The organism is Olivibacter sitiensis DSM 17696 (genome assembly GCF_000427965.1).
GTDB classification, from domain to species: Bacteria; Bacteroidota; Bacteroidia; order Sphingobacteriales; family Sphingobacteriaceae; genus Olivibacter; species Olivibacter sitiensis.
The window spans coordinates 50,770-69,441 of record NZ_ATZA01000003.1 but is presented as its reverse complement, the minus strand read 5'-3'; the positions used below and the strand labels follow the sequence as shown (position 1 = coordinate 69,441).

Sequence of the window (18,672 nt, the reverse complement as noted above, 5' to 3'; positions counted from 1 at the left end):
GCTTCTCAAAATAGAATGGTTTAGTTCTATAGCCACCATGCTTTATTCGTGCCGCTATGTAGCGAACGGGGTATTTCACTCGTTATCCTTTAAATGGAACTCACTGATTTATAATGGGAAATAGATTAATTCTATGGTTGTGCTTAGGTTTGGCCATGGCAGGTTGCACCAAGGCAGAGAGAAACTGTGACGGCAAAATGTGCACCATGGAGTTTCGGACTATTTCGGTCAAGCTGACTGATGCCGCTGGTTCACCGGTCGCCTTGGATGATTTCAAGGTAGTGAGAATGCCTGGTGGTGAGGATGTAACGCGTGCATATGTTGCGCAGGAATGGAGCATGTTTAGGCAATTTGGCAGCTATCCCGTTGCTTCCGATGCCGATGACCAGCGCTTTCCCAAGGATAGTAATACCTCCTTGATATTCTTTGGATACATAGACGGCCGCGAGGTGGTGACAAGCCCATACGTCATCACGTTCGATTGTTGCCATATCCAACTCGTATCTGGCGAGAGGGAACTGGTGGTTGATTGATTTTAAGGAAAGTTATCACTTTTCAAGAAGTATTTCCACAGGTTTTATCTTTTATAACTGAATGTCCTTATCCTTATATGTCGTCTCTAGGTTTTTCAATAAAATGAAGCAATTATCCTTAGCGCGCCTCTGTTTTTCAGATTCATGGGCATATCCACTTATGAAAAAAACAAAGCAAAATAATTTTGAACAAAAAGATATAAAGTTTATCTTTGCGACCTCAAATGAAGACGTGTTTTTCTCTATAATAAATGACGTGTCTTTTTTGATGAAATAAGAATACACAAAATACGAAATACGAAATGAAAAAAGATTTGCATCCATCAAACTATAGGTTAGTAGTGTTTAAGGATATGTCAAATGACTATGCTTTCATAACCAAATCATGCATTGATACCAAAGAAACAGTTACTTGGGAAGATGGTAAAGAATATCCCTTAGTGAAATTGGAAATTTCACATACCTCACACCCTTTCTATACAGGTAAAATGAAATTGGTAGATACGGCAGGACGTATCGACAAATTCCGTAGCCGCTATAGCAAATAAGAGGAAATTTTTATAAGATAATGTGGAGTCTTGGCATATATGCCGAGACTTTTTTATTTTTATGATATTCTGTTGAAACGGGAGAGGAGAAATCTATAAATTTCCTCTATAAAAAGTTTTCCATGGCAGGAGAGACCGATAAATTGCTTTTTTGCAACTCAATTAAATTGGATATAAAAGCAATTTATCTAAGTTTGTAAATTAGTGAATCCTATGCATATTTACTTATATGACAATGCCTCTTGGCGAAATCACCTGTATCCTTTGGCACTTACCAGACCAGTTTCTGATTTGAGGATAGGAGCGCTTACCATCCGTGAAAAATGGGTGAAATGGATGGGGGAGCAAGTGTTCGTCGTTACTTCAGAATACCTGCAAGGAAAATATCCTTTTCATCAAAATGGAGGCGAATCGATTTGCATTAGGGGCAATGTGCTGCCCGATGCAGCCTTGTGTGATACCGTTCGTGAATTAGGTCCTGGCCAATCGCTCTATTACCATGATCTTCTTATTGCGGTACATACGGAGGAGGGTGTTAATGCCCATCAGGTGGTAGAGGACCTAGCCAAAGGGACTGAAGCCAAGCATTATAAAAAACCGCTATCTATTATTCATTTTCCCGAATTTATATTTTTGCAAAATGGAGCAGAAATTGCGAAAGATTTTGAACTACTTACTCGAGGTAGAACATCTGCGAGCCTAAGTAGTAGTAACACGGTAATAGGTGACAGAATTTTTGTTGAAGAGGGGGCCGTAGCCGAATGTGCCACCTTCAATACCAAGACGGGCCCCATCTATCTTGGTCGTAACAGCGAGGTCTGGGAAGGAGCGTATATCCGTGGGCCATTTGCGTTAGGCGAAGGCTCACAGGTGAAGATGGGGGCGAAGATCTATAGTAACGTGACCGTAGGCCCCGGAAGCAGGGTGGGAGGCGAACTGAATACTTCCGTGATATGGGGCAACTCTTCCAAGGGGCACGAAGGTTATATGGGAAATGCAGTCATTGGCGAATGGTGCAACTGGGGTGCGGGCACCAGCAATTCCAATCTAAAGAACAATTATAGGCAAGTGAGGTTGTATGATTACCACGATGAGGGATATAGGAACACGGGTCTGCAGTTTTGTGGGATGCTGATGGGGGACCATGCCAAATGTGCTATCAATACCGCATTCAATACCGGTACCGTAGTGGGAGTCGGTGCAAGTATTTTTAATCAGAGCACTCCGCTCAAATTTGTACCCGATTTTACTTGGGGTGGTGAGGAGAATAGTGCCACCTATGAGTTGGAGAAAATGATTGATACGGCAAAATTGGTTTTTGCACGACGTAATCGTACATTTGACACTTCGGAGGAAAATATACTGCGGTATGTCTTTGGGCTTACTGTTAAGTATAGAGGATGATCGGGACTTTGTTTGTTGGCCAGTAAATTACCGTTCGTTCAGGAAAGAACAATCATGGCCAGGGGCTTTCAGGCTTGGAACTTTATAGGATTTTATTTTTAACTTTTAACTTTATAAGATGCGTAAAAAAATCGTAGCAGGCAATTGGAAAATGAACTTGGATTACCAAGAAGGTGTTAGTTTGTTTTCCGAGATAGCCCATATGGTAAAAGATGAAGTTTATGGTCAGCAAGAAGTAGTGGTTTGCAGTCCTTACATTCACCTTTATGCACTAGCAGAACTTTCAAAAGGTATTGACAGGATTTCTGTAGGTGCAGAGAACTTATACCAAGAAGAAGCTGGAGCGTACACAGGAGAGATCTCCGCCAAGCAGATCAAATCTACTGGAGCCAGTTATGTCATAGTAGGCCATTCCGAGCGTAGGGCTTATTTCGGTGAAACTAATGAGGTGCTGGCGCAAAAGATTGACGTGGCTTTAAAATTCCAATTGAAGCCGATCTATTGCGTTGGCGAAACGAAAGAAGAAAGAGAATCCGAGCAATATTTTGAGGTAATTAGGGAGCAATTGCAAAAGGGTGTTTTTCATCTGTCTGCCGAAGCTTTTGCTCAGGTGGTCTTGGCCTACGAACCGGTTTGGGCTATAGGTACAGGGCTTACTGCTAGTCCTGAGCAGGCTCAAGAGGTACACGCGTATATCCGTAAGTGCGTCGCAGAAAAATACGACGAGACATTGGCAAATGATACCACTATATTGTATGGAGGCAGCTGCAACCCAAAAAATGCGCCTGATCTTTTCTCCCAAGCCGATATTGACGGCGGTTTGATAGGTGGGGCTTCGTTGAAATCGAGGGATTTTACTGATATCGTAAAGGTATTCAACTAAAAATAAATGAGAAAATCTTTATAAGCATGCAATACAGCGAGGTAGTATTCACATGTCAGGGAGGGGAAGAGTGGCAAAAGGATATATTAATAGACGATTTAGCTCAATTGGGTTTTGATACCTTTGAAGATACATCCGAAGGCTTCAAGGCCTATATCCCCTCGAATAATCTAGATCTTGCCTCGTTGGAAGGACTCTTACTATACCAAGATCCTGGCTTCCATGTACTGTACGAGGTACATGATCTTGCGCCCAAAAACTGGAACGAGGAGTGGGAAAGGAATTTTAAGCCACTTGCGATTGGCGATTGCTATGTGAGGGCTACCTTTCACGATCCAAAGCCTCAGTATGCTTATGAGATTGTGATAGATCCAAAGATGGCCTTTGGCACAGGACACCATCAGACTACTTCATTGATGATGAGGTACCTGCTTGAGGAAGATTTAGTGGGTAAAAACGTGCTGGATATGGGATGTGGGACAGGTATTTTGGCTATTCTGGCCTCCAAATTGGGCGCTCTTAGGGTAGTGGCCATAGACTATGACGAATTATGTACTTCCAGCGCCAGGGAGAATATAGTGCTCAACGGGGTTTCTGGCATTGAAGTGATACAGGGGTCCAAAGAAGCTATTCCATATGAGGAGTTCGGTGTTGTTTTGGCTAATATTAATCGAAACATATTGTTGGATCAAATGGACAGGTATTCTGAGGTGTTGAAAACAGGTGGAAGGCTGTTCCTTAGCGGTTTCTATGCTGGCGAAGACCTGGACTTATTGAAAGAGAGAGCCGAGACACTGCACTTGATTTATGAAGAACATCGCGAGCAGGATAATTGGGTGGCAGCAAAGTTTGTGAAATATTGAACAAAACAGCAAATTATATAATATAAGAATAGCATATGCGTGTTCACTTTATTGCCATAGGAGGTGCTGTTATGCACAATTTAGCCATCGCCCTCGCTCAAAAAGGCTACATTGTCACAGGATCCGATGACTTTATCTATGAACCTTCCAAGTCAAATCTGGAGGCGTATGGTCTTCTTCCAAAGGAAATAGGTTGGCATCCGGAACTTATAGACCAAAGCATCGATGCGGTGGTATTGGGGATGCACGCCAAGGCAGATAATCCAGAATTGTTGAAAGCCCAAGAATTGGACTTGCGCATTTATTCCTATCCTGAATTTGTGTATGAACAAACACAAGATAAGTTGAGGGTAGTCGTAGCGGGAAGTCATGGTAAGACAACTATTACTTCCATGATCATGCATGTGCTCAAAAAGCTCAATAGGGAATTTGATTACTTAGTAGGTGCCAAGCTGGAGGGGTTTGATACCATGGTGCGCTTGACGAAGGATGCGCCATTGATTATTGTTGAAGGGGATGAGTATTTGGCATCTCCGATAGACAAAAGACCCAAATTCTTGCTCTATCATGCAAACATTGCACTCATAAGCGGTATAGCGTGGGACCACATCAATGTTTTTCCTACCTATGACGACTACGTGGAGCAGTTCAGGTTGTTCATACAAAGTATATCTCCCAAAGGGACATTGGTATATAACAAAGATGATAAAGAAGTGCAGAAGTTGGTCAACGAAAATAACGCAAAGATCAATACGCATGGTTATCGTTTGCCTAGTTATACCATCAACAAGGGGGTTACCTATCTCCAGACCAATCAGGGGGATATCCCCTTGCAGGTATTCGGTCGGCACAACTTGTCGAACTTAGCTGGGGCCTATACGGTTTGCGAATGGCTCGGTATAACCAGAGACGATTTTTACGATGCCATCAAAACCTTCAATGGGGCAGTTAGACGCCTGGAATATGTAGCGGATAAAGATGGCAGCATTGTTTATAAGGATTTCGCGCATTCGCCATCAAAAGTGCGGGCATCCGTAGAAGCCTTGAGCGAGCAGTATCCAGATAAAGAACTGATAGCCGTGGTGGAATTGCATACTTTTAGTAGCCTTGACGATCAGTTTTTGGCGCAATATAAAGATGCAATGGCTGCTGCCGAAACGGCTGCCGTTTTTATTGATGAAAAATCACTTAAGCAAAAAAATAAAAAACCTATAGATCCGTTAATATTAAAGCAATCTTTTAACAGAGAAGATTTGTTGTTTTTCAACTCAGCAGAAGATTTGTTGATATATCTAAGAAATCTTGATTATCACAATAAAAATCTCTTATTTATGAGTTCAGGTAACTTTGGTGGCGTCAATTTTGTTAAGTATATAGATAATTTTTTTGAAAATTAATATAATTACTATATTTGATTCAAGAAATAGAATGACGGGATTCGAGGAAAGGCTTTTAAGAAACTATTTCGCTTAGGATCTTTGATTGCTGCCTACATGACTTATGCAGCTTTTAACCGATTCCCACAAATCAAATTATTGTTCTAATGAAATCTTTAGGAAAAAAAATAAGGTTGTTAAGACACCAGAATGGATGGAGTCAGGAAGATGTAGCAAAGAAGCTTGATATTTCTATTCCTGCGTTCTCAAAGATTGAGACAGGTATTACGGATGTCAATCTGTCTCGTTTACAGCAGATTTCCAAGCTTTTTGACATGAGCGTTGTACAGCTGTTGACATTTAATGACTCTGAAGAGCAAAAGCAGTATAATACCGCTTTGGAGGATGCTATTAAGAAATTGAACGAGCGCAATGAAGAGGTGATCGAGTTGCAGAAAAAGGTTATTGAGCTTTATGAAGAGTTGCGTAAGACTTATTCAAAGCCCAGTTAATTTTGCATCTTCGTTAAAAATGTAATGGATGCCACAAAATGGCATCCATTTTTCGTTTATAACTTATACCTAAGGTGTGTTTTTATGTCTGTAGTGATGCTTTCTGTGTCGAATTGGTACATTTGTTGCCTTAGTAAGCGCGCAAATTAACAAGTTCACTTTCATGTCTGAAAATAACGATATTATCGTAATCAATGCGGTAGAAAATAACCTGAAACACGTTAGCGTGTCGATTCCCAAATCGAAACTCACGGTAGTAACTGGGGTTTCTGGTTCTGGAAAATCTTCACTGGTATTTGATACCATCGCTGCGGAGTCCCGTCGCGAGCTAAACGAGACCTTCCCTAGTTTTGTACAGCATTACTTGCCCAAATATGGTCGTCCACATGTAGACGTCATCAAAAATCTACCTGTCACCATTATCATAGACCAAAAGAAATTAGGGGACAACGTACGTTCTACAGTAGGTACCTATACCGATATCTACACCTTCGTGCGCCTGCTTTTCTCTAGGATAGGTAAGCCGTTTATTGGTTATTCGGACACATTTTCCTTTAATCACCCAGATGGTAAGTGCCCCGTTTGTGATGGGCTGGGTTTCCGTAGCGAGATCCATGTAAAGAAGCTGGTGGATTTTGACAAAAGCCTAAATGAAGGGGCTATCGATTTCCCCACCTTTCATGCTGGTTTTTGGAGGTGGAAACGCTATGCCAACAGCGGGCTATTTGATCTTGATAAAAAGATAAAAGACTACTCACCTCAAGAGCTGGAATTGTTCCTCTACGCTCCGCAACAAAAGCTGAAGAATCCTCCATCCGAATGGCCGCATACTGCGCTTTATGAGGGATTGATTCCACGTATGCAACGCAGTATAATTAACAAAGATGAAGGGAAGCGGCACGCTAAGCGCTTGGCCGAGTTGATGACGCTGGAGGAATGTCCTGCCTGTAATGGAACGCGTGTAAATGATCGCGTCCGCTCATGCAAGATTATGGGCAAGAATATCTCGGATATATGTTTAATGCCTTTGGACGAAGTTTTGGGCTTTGTGGATGAGATAGACGCTCCCTTGGCCGTTGACATTAAGCGGGAGCTAAGCAAGAGGTTGAAGGCATTGCTTGATATTGGTCTTGGCTACCTTACCCTTAGTAGGGCATCGGGGACACTTTCTGGCGGAGAGGCGCAACGCGTTAAGATCGCAAAGTATATCAATGGTTCGCTTACGGACATTGTCTATGTGCTGGATGAGCCGAGCTCGGGCCTGCATCCGCACGATATCATTCGCCTGAAGAATGCCCTTGTTCGTCTAAAGGAACAGGGCAATACATTAATTATGGTGGAGCATAACCCTGATCTTATATATATGGCGGAATACGTCATTGATATGGGGCCAGGAGCTGGTGCCAATGGGGGAGAAGTAATGTATATGGGCAGTTTGGATGGGTTGCGGAAAACCGCTACCCTGACTAGCAAAGACCTAAATGAGAAAGTGGCTATAAAGGAAAATACTAGGATGCCAAAGGGCTGGTTGAGTATACAACACGCAACTTATCACAACCTGAAGGATGTGTCTGTCGATATCCCCTTGGGAATCTTTTGTGTCTTATGCGGAGTTGCTGGCTCGGGCAAAAGCTCACTTTCTGAGGTTGCTATCGGGGAAATGGAAAGGGATGTAATCTCCATTTCACAAAAGAGCATCGGGGTCAATCTACGTTCTACCCCTGCCACCTATTTCGATATAGGTGATGAAATTCGCAAGTTGTTTGCAAAGGAAAACAACATATCTGCATCCTATTTTAGCTTCAATTCAAAGGGGGCATGTCCAAAATGCAAAGGAAAAGGCGTAATCGTTACCGATATGTCTTTTATGGAAGACATAGTAACCGTATGCGAAGCCTGCGGTGGGAGTCGTTACGATGAAAAAGTGTTGCACTACACCTACCACGGTAAGAATATAGCGGAAGTAATGGGCTTATCGGTGAAGGAGAGTCTTCTCTTTTTCAAGGGAATGTCCTTTGTCTCCCAATTGGACAATCTTGCCAAGGTTGGCTTGGATTACCTATATCTCAACCAATCGTTGTCTACGCTCTCTGGTGGCGAGTTGCAACGGCTCAAACTAGCAAGCAACCTTGAGCGTAAAGGAAGTATTTATGTATTGGACGAACCGACGGCGGGTCTGCATATGGATGACGTGAAACAGTTATTGAAGTTGTTTAACGAGCTCGTGGACGCAGGAAATAGCCTTCTAGTATTGGAGCATAACCTAGCAGTCATCAAGCAGGCTGATTGGCTAATAGAACTAGGACCTGAAGGAGGCGAAAGAGGGGGGAAGGTAATATTCAGCGGAACGCCACTTGAAATGAAATCTTCACCAAATAGTATAACTGCTCCATTCCTATAGTACATTTTTGTTGAGTCCGATGTAAGCCTGTCTTGCACCGCATGAGTATATCGGCACTGAGAACTACTCCAAGGAGCTATCTAGCGTCCCTTTAAGCCCGATTTCACTGCCTTTTAGCCCTTAAATCTAAGGCAATATTTTAATTGAATTTGCTATTGTAAATCCGGAAAAATAGTCTTTATTTCATCCTGTAATTGGAGTTGATTTGCCTGTTATATGCAGATAATCAATATGTTATAAATATGTTATTCGCATTTTTATAACATGATAATTTTCGATTAACCAAGATCTATTTCCAATTTTTAATCTTCGTGAAACGATGAATGGAAGAAATTTCGGCTTAGACGCCTTACGGTGCTATGCAATTGCGAGTGTACTGCTTTTTCACTCTCATAGTCTTTTTGGGGACGGCTATTTTAAGAGTTTCTTGATGGCTTTGGTCATGGTAGATGGAGTTACCATATTTTTTGTAATGAGTGGTTTTTTGATAGGAAACCAACTTATCCAGATAGTTCGTACTAAAGGGCTTTTTTTGACGGATTTGTGTAAATTCATGGGGCGAAGATGGCTAAAAACCCTACCAGGCTATTATGTGATGATTGTCGTGTTGGCCGTCATACAATCATATCAACAAGTTGGTTTGGGATCGATAAATTTATATGAATATTTTTTCTTTATTCAGAATTTCAACAAAGAAATGCCTGTGTTTTTTTTGGAATCCTGGAGTTTAAGCGTAGAAGAATGGTTTTATATTTCTATTGTTATACTGTTGTTTATCGGTTTAAGGTGGTGCGGCAATTCCTTGAAAAGTTTCATGCTGATGTTTGCCTTATCGCTCATCGTTTTTAGCAACTCATTAAAATACTATTACTACAACTTTCATACCCAGCAAGATCTAGGCGAGTTTATGACTTTTTTTATGAATAGGGTGGTTTTGTATTTAGATAGGCCAGCATTAGGTTTATTGGCTGCTTATTTTTATCAATTTCATCCACAATTGTTTAAGCGTTCTCGTTATTTGTTATTGTCTATTTCCGTTACCCTTATTCTGACTATTCTGATACTTTTCTCCTTTGCCTTTGACTTTGGTAAATCTTTTGAACAGCAGGAATGGGCAATTGGAAGTGTTAGGTTGGCACACAATCAATTTGGTTTTTTGTATTTAAATTTGGCACCCCTTATCGTGTTTCTGATATTGCCAGCTGTATTTTACATAAAGCCAGGGGTTCATTGGATTGAGAAGATTATAACTTTTGGTAGCAATAAGTTAAGTTACGCTATCTATTTGGTTCATGGTAGTTTTGTCTTGACTATATTGGTTCCTTACATTATGGTTAATTATTTCTCATTTGCAGGTAAGTATACTAATAAACTATCTTTTTTGTTGTATTTGTTTTTAAGTGTATCTATAGGCGCATTGCTCTATTTTTTTGTGGAAAAGCCTTTCTTGAGATTAAAGAAAAAGATTGCGATATTGCCTAGTCCTTCGTCTGTCGCATCCAAAACAATCGGTGCCAATTTGAATTTGAAGTTGCGCGGATAGCTAGCCCCTTGTGCGATAATTGCTTAGAAAGCAACAATTACTCCTTTTGGGAAATGATATTGCTGTCTCTAACGATATACAGAGGTCTATTTTGCGTGTTTTTGTTGATCCTTCTCACATATTCTCCAATAATGCCTATGGAGATAAGTTGTATGCCTCCCAAAAACATGGAGCTTACCATGATAGAGGTCCATCCGGAAATGGTACGTTGCAACACAAAATAAGCAAAAAGGGCATAAAGGATAAGTAAAAAAGAAAGGCCGGAGAGGAGGAATCCCGATCGGGTGACGAATAGTAAGGGTTTGTCTGAAAAGCTGGTAATGGCATCCAACGCAAGCACTAGCATTTTGGTGATACTATAACCGGTTTTCCCATCTTTTCTTTTATCGCGGTCGAAATCTATCGCTGTCTGCTTGAAGCCTAGCCAGGCGATTTGCCCTCTTAGGAACTTGTTTTGTTCGGGCATTAGGTTCAGGTATTGCACTACTTTATGGTCTACCAAACGAAAATCGCCCACATCTAAAGGAAATTCAAAGGAGCTTGCCCAATTCATCACGCGATAAAACAGTTTGGCCGAATATTTTTTGAACCAACTCTCGCCATTGCGCTGTCCACGTCGGGCATAAACCACTTCATAGCCTTCGCGATATTTGGCATACAGCTTGGGTATCAGTTCTGGTGGGTCTTGCAGGTCACCGTCCATGATCACCACAGCTTTCCCCCTTGCAATGTCCAGCCCGGCGCTGATGGCGATCTGCTGGCCAAAGTTTCTGCTTAGGTCAATGTAAAATACATGTTCATTCTCCTGACACAGTGCTAAAATGTGCTGTAGGGAGTCGTCATTACTACCATCATTGACAAATATATATTCGTGTTGTGAACTGATGCCTGGTACAACTTCCAAGAGTCTTTGGTAAAGTTCCAGTAGATTTCTCCCTTCATTGTATATGGGGATTATAACGGATAAATCAACGGATGGCAATGATTCTTTCATAAGCTAAAAATAGATAAAATTTAGTTCCCGAAAAATATTTACTCACTAATGGGTAAAACTATACTATGCTTAAAGGTTATATTTGCTGTTGATGGACAAACAGTATGAAGAGAAGTATCACGAACTGGAGGAAAAACATTGGTGGTTCATGGCAAGAAGGCATGTTGTTTTGCAGCTTGTCAAGCAACTAGGTGTTTCTAAAGAGGCCAAGATACTGGATATAGGGGCTTCGGGAGGTGCTCTTGCCTGGCATTTGAAAGAGCAAGGGTATCTTGATTTGTACCTGGTGGACAATAGCCCGCATGCCATAAATAAATGTCATTCAAGAGGCATGGTTAATGCCTTTTTAATGGACGGGGAAGCACCAGATTTCGCGGCCGGCAGTTTCGATTTGCTCATTGCTTCCGACTGCCTGGAGCATTTGGAGCACGATGAACGGGCTCTGTCCAACTGGTCCGAATTACTGAAAGATGGTGGGGTGGCCATTATATTCGTGCCTGCTTATCGATTTTTATGGTCCGAGCATGATGTCATAAACCAGCATTTCAAGAGATACGATAAGACTACCCTGTTGAAAAAGCTTCATGCCGCTGGTTTTGCGGTCCTGAGAGCAGGATATTGGAATTTTCTCCTTTTCTTTCCCACGGTCCTATATCGCTTGTGTTCAAGGTTTTTCACTAGAGGTAAGGCACAGGCAAATCAGTTATTCTTTACTCCATCGTGGATCAATAGGGTCATTGTCTCTTGGATGAAAGTTGAAAACAAGGCCATGCGGTGGATTACCTATCCCTTTGGAGTAAGTACATTTGCTATCGTCAAAAAGGATAGCAGCAAAAAAGCATAAAAGTACAAGGTATTTTGGTGTTCAATGTTTTTTGAAATCCCACAGGTAAAAGTCATCTTTTTCCAGGTTATTTTGTTCCTTTTCCACTATAATGTCAAGTGTGCAACTCGCCAATGGGCCTATGTTGAACACCTTGTTTCCTTGATGGTCTATAAGGACTTTCTGTATGATTTTATTATTTTGTTTTAAAAGCAGGAACACCTTATTCTGTTGCATCAGGCCGTCTTGCTGCTTTAGATTTGGACTATCGCCGAAGCCGGCTTTGAACTGGAGACTTGTAGAACGTTGATCAAATGTTAAGTGCATGCTGCTAGGATGCTCCCTGCCGGGAGAAAAGTATAGGGTGCTGTCGTTCACAAATTGGATTGGATTCCAATAATCGCCGTCTTCCAAAGAGGTAGCGAACAACGCGGGCGTATAGATGGCATACATTTGTGGGTGATCTGGAAAATTATGCCTGAAATATTGATATAGCTGATTAATTTCATTTTCACTTAGTCCCGATTTTTTCTTCATCAGATAGGCTTTGATGCCGTCTTGCAAGGCATATTCTGCAACCTGCTGATAATGATGGCTTAGGTTTCCGCGGAGGATTTCCTCATTGAAATAGGTGATGAAGCGTTGTCTTTCCATATGGGTTTGTACGGGATCGGTTACCACTACATAGTTTGCCATGAATAGTTCGTTGGGGAAATGATCCCTATAGTCGATCATCTGGGTCGGTGACATATGGAAAATGGGACTATTGATATCTGGCAGCTGACTGTTTCGTACTATATCGTCATTGAAAATAGAAGAACTCGCTACTATGTAGACTTTATTTCCCCGATTTTGTAAGTGTGTGAGTGTATCGGTCATCCTGTTTATTTCTTTTACGTCTGGCCTGAACTTGGGCCCCGCGTCTACAAACGAAAATAGGAAAAGGCTATGGCGTCTTATCATCTCTAGGGCATTGTTGCCCGTGTATTCTTTCTCTAAATGACTATTATCAATAAACTTACTGTTCCTTCGCCATTTGTAGCTGCCATTGAATACGAATAAAAAGTTAAAGAGGAACAGCGCTATAAGTGGATATCTTATTATTTTGGATAATTTGGGGTTGCAAATGGCGAAGATAAAACAATAAACGGCCAAGGGAACAAGCAAATAATAATGCTGGAAAGAAAGCAGGTCGGCTGTCCGTGAGAACAACATTACCGCAAAGCAAGTGATGAGTAAAAACAAGATAAGGAAGAACTTTTGTCGGAAGTACAGGCATATTGCGCCTACTACAATGGCAATAAATAATGAATTACCACAATATGAGGGAAAAGCTGTTGCCACAATGGCCCATGAATAATTCCCCTTGTAAGCCGCGTAGGCAATGGAATAATCCTTCAATACGCTCATCTCAAAGAAAGGATAAAAGAACAGGAGGACTATTGCTAAGGGAACTATACCGGCAACGAAAAGATTGATAGTCGTATTTTTCAGGATAATGAGCTTCTTGGATCGTATGGCATACACTGCATTGGTGATGAAAACAGCCAGGAAAAATCCGACCACCCAGTAGGCGTACCATCGCCTCAGGAATACTGCAACAAGTAGCAATAGACCGATGCTTACGGCACTTTTTATGTCTACTTTTCTCAAGTAGCAGCTGTCTACGAAAATGTTTAGTAAGATGCTTATGGGGATAAGGCCGCAAAGATCTATGTAGCCCAGACGTAAGGGTATTAATACGGGAGCAAAGAGCAATATGATATACGGCAGAGCGATTTTCCAAGGGGGAGCTACGGATTGGGGTAGGCATTTGAGGACGAAATTGGTAAATATCAGGCTGAATGGAATGGCATAGATGAGATACATCGACATAATATAGTCGCCGAACTGCAAGCCGATATACTTGTGGCACAAGGCCAAAAGTACCACTGGCGTATAATTGTACTCGTCAAAGTTAATAGAATGATACACTTGTCTCAAACCATTTACGGCAGAATCGTAAAAGAAATTTCGGAACATGGCCGACTTAATCCAATAGTTGGAATAATCGTAGAAATAGATAAACTGTTCCTCTCGGAGGATCCACCAGAGGTATAGTCCAGGTAAAACGATGCCAAGGTAATATAGTGGTTGATACGTTGGCGCAAAGTAGCTTTTTACCTCGTTGCGAAGTTTGTCGGTATAGACATAAATCACAAAAATATAACATGCAAGGAAAAGTATGAGTAGAGCAATTGACATCATGGTGGTATTGTGCAATTATCGGACAAAGATAATGAGATTGCCTTGGTGTTTGAAAGATAAACGTTATCTGCGACTTTTTTTTGTCAATTTAAATCGAGGTATGCAAGGCGTAAATCAAGGCCAAAATTGAAAGGATTTTATAGTTAACTATATGGGTGAATATTTTTAGATTGAAATTTAATTAGTTAAAAGAAAAGTTCAAATATTGTTGATTTATCTTTGGAAGATAATGTTAAAGATTCTATCTTTGCAGCTCTTTCAAAAAGGGGGTTAAGGCCTCGAAAGAGCTTTAAAATAACGATTCCGTAGCTCAGCTGGTAGAGCAATACACTTTTAATGTATGGGTCCTGGGTTCGAATCCCAGCGGGATCACAAAAGCCTCAGCAGATGTTGGGGCTTTTTTATTGAAATCTTTTCGAATGGGATTTTCAAAAAAGAAATCTGGTAATTCAGCAGAAAACCTGCTCTACTTATTTAACCTTTTTTATTTACTTTCTTCATAAGTAGGCCCGTACATACCGGGAACCTTATTCCCCGTAGCACGTAGATAAACAATCATTTCGCCACGATGGTGATAAATATGATTAAAAAGAAATCCACGGGCCACAATACCCCTTGGCATAGGACCAAGAACTACCCGTTCTCCTGCTTTCATAATCCAATCGTCTTTCAACTTCTCCTCGGTAAGCGAATTTAAAGCGGTTCTGGCCTTCTCAACATTATTTTCGAAAAACGCCAAGGTAGCTTTGATATCATTGGCATCACCCCGTTTAAAGTGATCCGCAGCCATGTCATAAATGTCTTGAGTAAGTGCGCCCACATACCAGTAATAGATGGTAGCAATATGCTGGGCCAATTCGCCCATCGTCCAGGAAATTTCCGACGGTTTATAGCCAAGATCCTTTTCAGGGATCGCTTGTAAGAGTTTACGCGTGCTATTTACTTCATGTTCGAATTCTTGTATCAGGTCTTGAATCATTATGACAATAGTTTTAAATAAAGATAACAAAATGAGCAACGTTAAGTTTTTGATGGCGATTCATTGCTGCAAGTATCTCGATTATAAATAAATGTTTACGGGTGGTTTCATTATTGTCCCAATTCAGATGTGTGGGTTAGGGGAGGTAATGTAATGGCATTTGGGACGGATTTATAATAGACTTTGTGATGGAAGAAAAGAGGTTTTTAAGTTAATTTTCATTTGTTCGGAATAATACTTACTTTTGCCCCGGCATTTGAAAAGGCCTTAAGCGCATCTAGAAGTGCGTGTGCTAACGAAAAGGAGATGTTTTTCATTTGAAGATTCCGTAGCTCAGCTGGTAGAGCAATACACTTTTAATGTATGGGTCCTGGGTTCGAATCCCAGCGGGATCACCTCTTGGGACAAGTCTAAAAAAGAAAGACTTGTCCCTTTTTTTTCTTCTTCTGTGACTTATTGTTGTTTTGATAGATGGCCTGTCAGTCCAGAAAATTGAGATTGAAAACAATGCGGGAGAACATGCTCCTTTGGTGACTATAAGGGCTAAAGTGATTTATGTTTTCTGCCCCATTTTTCAAGTTCTCTGATAACTGGATTTAGGGCATATCCAATCTGTGTTAGCTCGTATTCAACGCGAGGTGGAACCTCAGCATACACCGTTCGTTTTACAATTTTGTTTTCTTCCAATTTGCGCAATTGCAATGTCAGCATTCGTTCGGTTATATTTGGTAAACATTTTTTCAGTTCTCCAAATCTGTGTTTTCCGTTTATCAGATAACAACATATTGCTAGTGTCCACCGACCACCTATTATATTGGATGCATATACCTCTAGGCAATCATTGGCTAAAGCCTGCTTATTTGAAAAGTTTGTGGAAGTTTCCTTGATTTTTGCCATTGCTTACATTTTTTATAGTACCATACAATTAGTTGTCTACAGACGAATTTAGTTTTTTTTGGATTACTTTTGTGCGGTAATACGTAATATAAACTGTATATGAAAGCATTAATAGTAATTATCCACCCTAATATAAAGCGTTCGTTAATCAATCATAGATGGAATGAAGAACTAAGCAAATATCCTGATAAATATGACGTTCGCCAGTTGTACGAGGTTTATCCTGATGAGAAAATTGATGTAAGTGCGGAACAACAACTCATAGAGCAATACGACAAAATAGTGTTTCAGTTTCCATTTTATTGGTTTAACTGTCCTCCGCTCTTTAAAAAGTGGCTGGACGAGGTTCTCACCTACGGTTGGGCCTATGGCGGCAAAAGCGGATACAAGCTTTCGGGAAAGAAAATCGCATTGGCAATATCCGTTGGAATAGATGAAAATGAATATAATGCAATGGCAAAATATAAGTATACATTGGCTGAATTAACCCGCCCTTTTGAACTGACCTTTGAATATGTGCGAGCCGATTACAGGTCGTTTTTTGCCTATTATGGAGTTGAATTGAATAGCAAAAAAGAATGGATAGAAAGAAGCGTTCCCCGGTATATGGGTTTTCTGGAAAATCTTTAATAGAGAACTGGTTTTATCGCACCAATTTCCTAGATAGGAAATTGTCAATTTTCTGTGCAATATCGGTATGAAATTCTTCCAATGGAAAATGCCCGGTAGGATAGAAATGAAATTCAATGTCTTCTATATCCTCTCCATATTTCAGAGCTCCGTTTTTTGAGAAGAATTGATCGTTTTCTCCCCAGATGATCAATGTGGCGGGTTGTATTGTTGCCAATTGTTTTTGCCATAAATCGTAGACTTCCACATTGTGCCTGTAATCATAAAGTAAAGTCAGCTGTATCTCTTTGTTTTCTGGTCTATCAAGAAAATACTGATCTGTATAAATTGCAGATGGCTCAATCTTCAAGCTGTCGGATGCACCTTCATAATATTGAAATTTTGTTCCGTCAATAGTCAGTAACTGAGCTGCCTTCTTTCTGTTTTCAACGCTAGGATTCTCCCATAAATCAAATAAGGGCTGGGAACTTTCGGTAAGTCCTTCCTTGTAAGCATTGGCATTTTGGATAATTAAACATTCCAATAACTCAGGGCGACGCATTAAAATCCGAAAACCAATGGGGCCGCCATAATCGTGCATCAAAAAGGTCGCTTTTTTTATATCCAATGTGTCGATAAATCTTTCGATGATGACAGAAAGGTTGTCAAAATTATAATCGAATTTTTCAATTAAGGGCATCGAACTAAGACCAAACCCAGGATAAGTGGGAGCTATTAAGTGATACTTATCTTTCAAATCACGGATCAAATGACGGAACATAAAAGACGAGGAAGGAAATCCATGCAAGAGCAAGAGAGTGGGATTTGCCTTATCGCCTGCTTCGATATAGAAAATTTCGAGTCCGTTTACCTCGACTGTTTTGTAATAGACAGTATTCATCCTATTATTATTTACTGTTTGGGCATGGCTTTCCATGTGGATTATTGTCAATAGAATGAAAATCATAACAATATGAATTATTCCCTGCTTCATGCTTTTTGTCTTTCTTCCAATAATTTGTTCATAGTTTGCTTGGCACTATCAATTGGCCATTGCTGTTGCTGTATTTGACATTGGATCAGGGTGCCTTCAAAAAGTATAAATGCGAAATCAGCAAAAGATTTGTCGGTATCCGCTTCAAATATTTTATGAAAAATCATCCGCAATTTTTCTTTGTGTGTTTGTACAATAGGGAATAGTACTTCATTCTTATCGGAGATTTCGGAGATAATATTGTGAAAGTGACATCCTCGAAATTCCTTATTGATAACATCATTCCGAAGATTCTCGTAGAGCTTGTTTATTTTGGTTTTCTCACTTCCTTTACCCGAAAGCAGCTGTTCCAGATAGGAAATGGTGTCATCACTTGTTTGCTGCAAATAATGTTTGCATAAATCTTCTTTAGTAGCAAAATGCTGAAACAACGTTGATTTTGCTATATCAGCCTCTTCTATTACCTGATTAATTCCTGTGGCATTATATCCCTGCTTATAAAACAGGGTTTTTGTGGCACATAAAATCCGTTCCCTTGCTTTTGACATTTTCTAATATTGTTTTTGCAAAAATAAAAAATAAAACAGACAAGTCTGTACGTTTTATAAAAAAAAGTATTAATATTGTTCCGTGAATTTAGTTCTTAAAATGAATATTGAGAGAACAATTATAAATCTAAAAAGATGAAACAGGTATTTAAAACTTACTCAATAATCTCACTCCTAATTCTGGGGTTTCATGCTATTGCGCAAGACAACAATCAAAAAAGACTAGTAATGAAACAAGGCATTTCTTCAATTGGCACTTTCAGCGAACAAGTGAGTGTAATAGGCAAAAAGTCAGGAAGAATAACCGGAGTACTGATCAAATCTGACAGCAGATTTCCTTCAAATAAAGGAACACTTGTTTATCTAAATGCCTATCCAGAACTTCAGAAAGTTCTCGATAGGGTTGAAAAATCGGGAGGAAAAGTTATTACAACAAAAACAGAAATTCCGGCTGCATTTATAGCCATAGTAGAAGACACGGAAGGAAATCATATTGGCCTTCATGCTGAAAAATAAAA

At 40.3% G+C, this 18,672-nt stretch carries 18 protein-coding genes and 2 tRNA genes; 14 read left to right on the top strand and 6 right to left on the bottom strand.

Annotated elements, in window-relative coordinates:
- Positions 1 to 113: 113 nt before the first annotated feature.
- The 9 genes from A37S_RS0102565 (at position 114) to A37S_RS0102520 (ending at position 10,063) form a co-directional block, all read left to right on the top strand.
- Positions 114 to 533 (top strand): hypothetical protein, encoded by a 420-nt coding sequence (locus tag A37S_RS0102565; RefSeq protein WP_157278338.1) that lies wholly within the window; start codon positions 114 to 116, stop codon positions 531 to 533.
- Positions 534 to 835: 302 nt separating this feature from the next.
- Positions 836 to 1,081, top strand: coding sequence for a type B 50S ribosomal protein L31 (locus tag A37S_RS0102555; protein WP_028295645.1), 246 nt, complete (start codon positions 836 to 838; stop codon positions 1,079 to 1,081).
- A 213-nt stretch (positions 1,082 to 1,294) separates the two neighbouring features.
- Positions 1,295 to 2,485, top strand: coding sequence for a putative sugar nucleotidyl transferase (locus A37S_RS0102550; RefSeq protein ID WP_028295644.1), 1,191 nt, complete (start codon positions 1,295 to 1,297; stop codon positions 2,483 to 2,485).
- Between the two features lie 118 nt (positions 2,486 to 2,603).
- Entirely contained in the window at positions 2,604 to 3,368 is a 765-nt protein-coding gene (gene tpiA / locus A37S_RS0102545; protein WP_028295643.1) for a triose-phosphate isomerase, read from the top strand.
- 26 nt (positions 3,369 to 3,394) lie between these two features.
- Positions 3,395 to 4,231 carry a 50S ribosomal protein L11 methyltransferase gene (gene prmA, locus A37S_RS0102540; protein ID WP_028295642.1) on the top strand — a complete coding sequence of 279 codons (837 nt, stop codon included), beginning with the start codon at positions 3,395 to 3,397 and terminating at the stop codon, positions 4,229 to 4,231.
- Positions 4,232 to 4,266: 35 nt separating this feature from the next.
- Positions 4,267 to 5,628 (top strand): UDP-N-acetylmuramate--L-alanine ligase, encoded by a 1,362-nt coding sequence (locus A37S_RS0102535; RefSeq protein WP_028295641.1) that lies wholly within the window; start codon positions 4,267 to 4,269, stop codon positions 5,626 to 5,628.
- Between the two features lie 146 nt (positions 5,629 to 5,774).
- Entirely contained in the window at positions 5,775 to 6,119 is a 345-nt protein-coding gene (locus A37S_RS0102530; RefSeq protein ID WP_028295640.1) for a helix-turn-helix domain-containing protein, read from the top strand.
- Positions 6,120 to 6,282: 163 nt separating this feature from the next.
- Positions 6,283 to 8,520 (top strand): ATP-binding cassette domain-containing protein, encoded by a 2,238-nt coding sequence (locus A37S_RS0102525; protein ID WP_028295639.1) that lies wholly within the window; start codon positions 6,283 to 6,285, stop codon positions 8,518 to 8,520.
- A 319-nt stretch (positions 8,521 to 8,839) separates the two neighbouring features.
- The gene (locus A37S_RS0102520) at positions 8,840 to 10,063 is read left to right on the top strand and encodes an acyltransferase family protein (RefSeq protein ID WP_084163721.1); all 1,224 of its coding nucleotides are present in this window, start codon (positions 8,840 to 8,842) and stop codon (positions 10,061 to 10,063) included.
- Between the two features lie 37 nt (positions 10,064 to 10,100).
- Here A37S_RS0102520 and A37S_RS0102515 read toward each other — a convergent pair whose 3' ends face one another.
- A complete protein-coding gene (locus A37S_RS0102515; protein ID WP_036601005.1) occupies positions 10,101 to 11,057 on the bottom strand; it encodes a glycosyltransferase family 2 protein in 957 nt (318 codons plus the stop codon).
- A 91-nt stretch (positions 11,058 to 11,148) separates the two neighbouring features.
- Here A37S_RS0102515 and A37S_RS0102510 point away from each other — a divergent pair, with 91 nt between their 5' ends.
- Positions 11,149 to 11,901, top strand: a complete 753-nt coding sequence (locus tag A37S_RS0102510) for a class I SAM-dependent methyltransferase (protein ID WP_028295636.1) — start codon at positions 11,149 to 11,151, stop codon at positions 11,899 to 11,901.
- Between the two features lie 21 nt (positions 11,902 to 11,922).
- Here A37S_RS0102510 and A37S_RS0102505 read toward each other — a convergent pair whose 3' ends face one another.
- A complete protein-coding gene (locus A37S_RS0102505) occupies positions 11,923 to 14,127 on the bottom strand; it encodes a hypothetical protein (RefSeq protein ID WP_157278335.1) in 2,205 nt (734 codons plus the stop codon).
- Positions 14,128 to 14,426: 299 nt separating this feature from the next.
- Here A37S_RS0102505 and A37S_RS0102500 point away from each other — a divergent pair.
- Positions 14,427 to 14,499, top strand: a tRNA-Lys gene (locus tag A37S_RS0102500).
- A 112-nt stretch (positions 14,500 to 14,611) separates the two neighbouring features.
- On the opposite strand, the gene A37S_RS0102495 is transcribed toward A37S_RS0102500, so the two are convergent.
- Positions 14,612 to 15,106 carry a DinB family protein gene (locus tag A37S_RS0102495; RefSeq protein ID WP_245586292.1) on the bottom strand — a complete coding sequence of 165 codons (495 nt, stop codon included), beginning with the start codon at positions 15,104 to 15,106 and terminating at the stop codon, positions 14,612 to 14,614.
- A gap of 322 nt (positions 15,107 to 15,428) precedes the next feature.
- Here A37S_RS0102495 and A37S_RS0102490 point away from each other — a divergent pair.
- Positions 15,429 to 15,501 (top strand) — tRNA-Lys (locus A37S_RS0102490).
- Positions 15,502 to 15,649: 148 nt separating this feature from the next.
- Here A37S_RS0102490 and A37S_RS0102485 read toward each other — a convergent pair.
- The gene (locus A37S_RS0102485; RefSeq protein WP_028295633.1) at positions 15,650 to 16,003 is read right to left on the bottom strand and encodes a winged helix-turn-helix transcriptional regulator; all 354 of its coding nucleotides are present in this window, start codon (positions 16,001 to 16,003) and stop codon (positions 15,650 to 15,652) included.
- 99 nt (positions 16,004 to 16,102) lie between these two features.
- Between A37S_RS0102485 and A37S_RS0102480 the strand changes: the two genes are divergently transcribed.
- Positions 16,103 to 16,633: an NAD(P)H-dependent oxidoreductase gene (locus A37S_RS0102480; protein ID WP_028295632.1), complete on the top strand. Its 531-nt coding sequence runs from the start codon at positions 16,103 to 16,105 to the stop codon at positions 16,631 to 16,633.
- 13 nt (positions 16,634 to 16,646) lie between these two features.
- Here the strand turns inward: A37S_RS0102480 and A37S_RS0102475 are convergent, their stop codons facing one another.
- Both A37S_RS0102475 and A37S_RS0102470 read right to left on the bottom strand, forming a co-directional pair.
- Positions 16,647 to 17,513: an alpha/beta fold hydrolase gene (locus tag A37S_RS0102475; RefSeq protein ID WP_028295631.1), complete on the bottom strand. Its 867-nt coding sequence runs from the start codon at positions 17,511 to 17,513 to the stop codon at positions 16,647 to 16,649.
- A gap of 89 nt (positions 17,514 to 17,602) precedes the next feature.
- Positions 17,603 to 18,154, bottom strand: coding sequence for a TetR/AcrR family transcriptional regulator (locus tag A37S_RS0102470; RefSeq protein ID WP_028295630.1), 552 nt, complete (start codon positions 18,152 to 18,154; stop codon positions 17,603 to 17,605).
- A 135-nt stretch (positions 18,155 to 18,289) separates the two neighbouring features.
- On the opposite strand from A37S_RS0102470, the gene A37S_RS26030 reads away from it, so the two are divergent.
- Complete coding sequence (locus tag A37S_RS26030) at positions 18,290 to 18,670, top strand: VOC family protein (protein WP_051292661.1); 381 nt, start codon at positions 18,290 to 18,292, stop codon at positions 18,668 to 18,670.
- Positions 18,671 to 18,672: the final 2 nt, after the last annotated feature.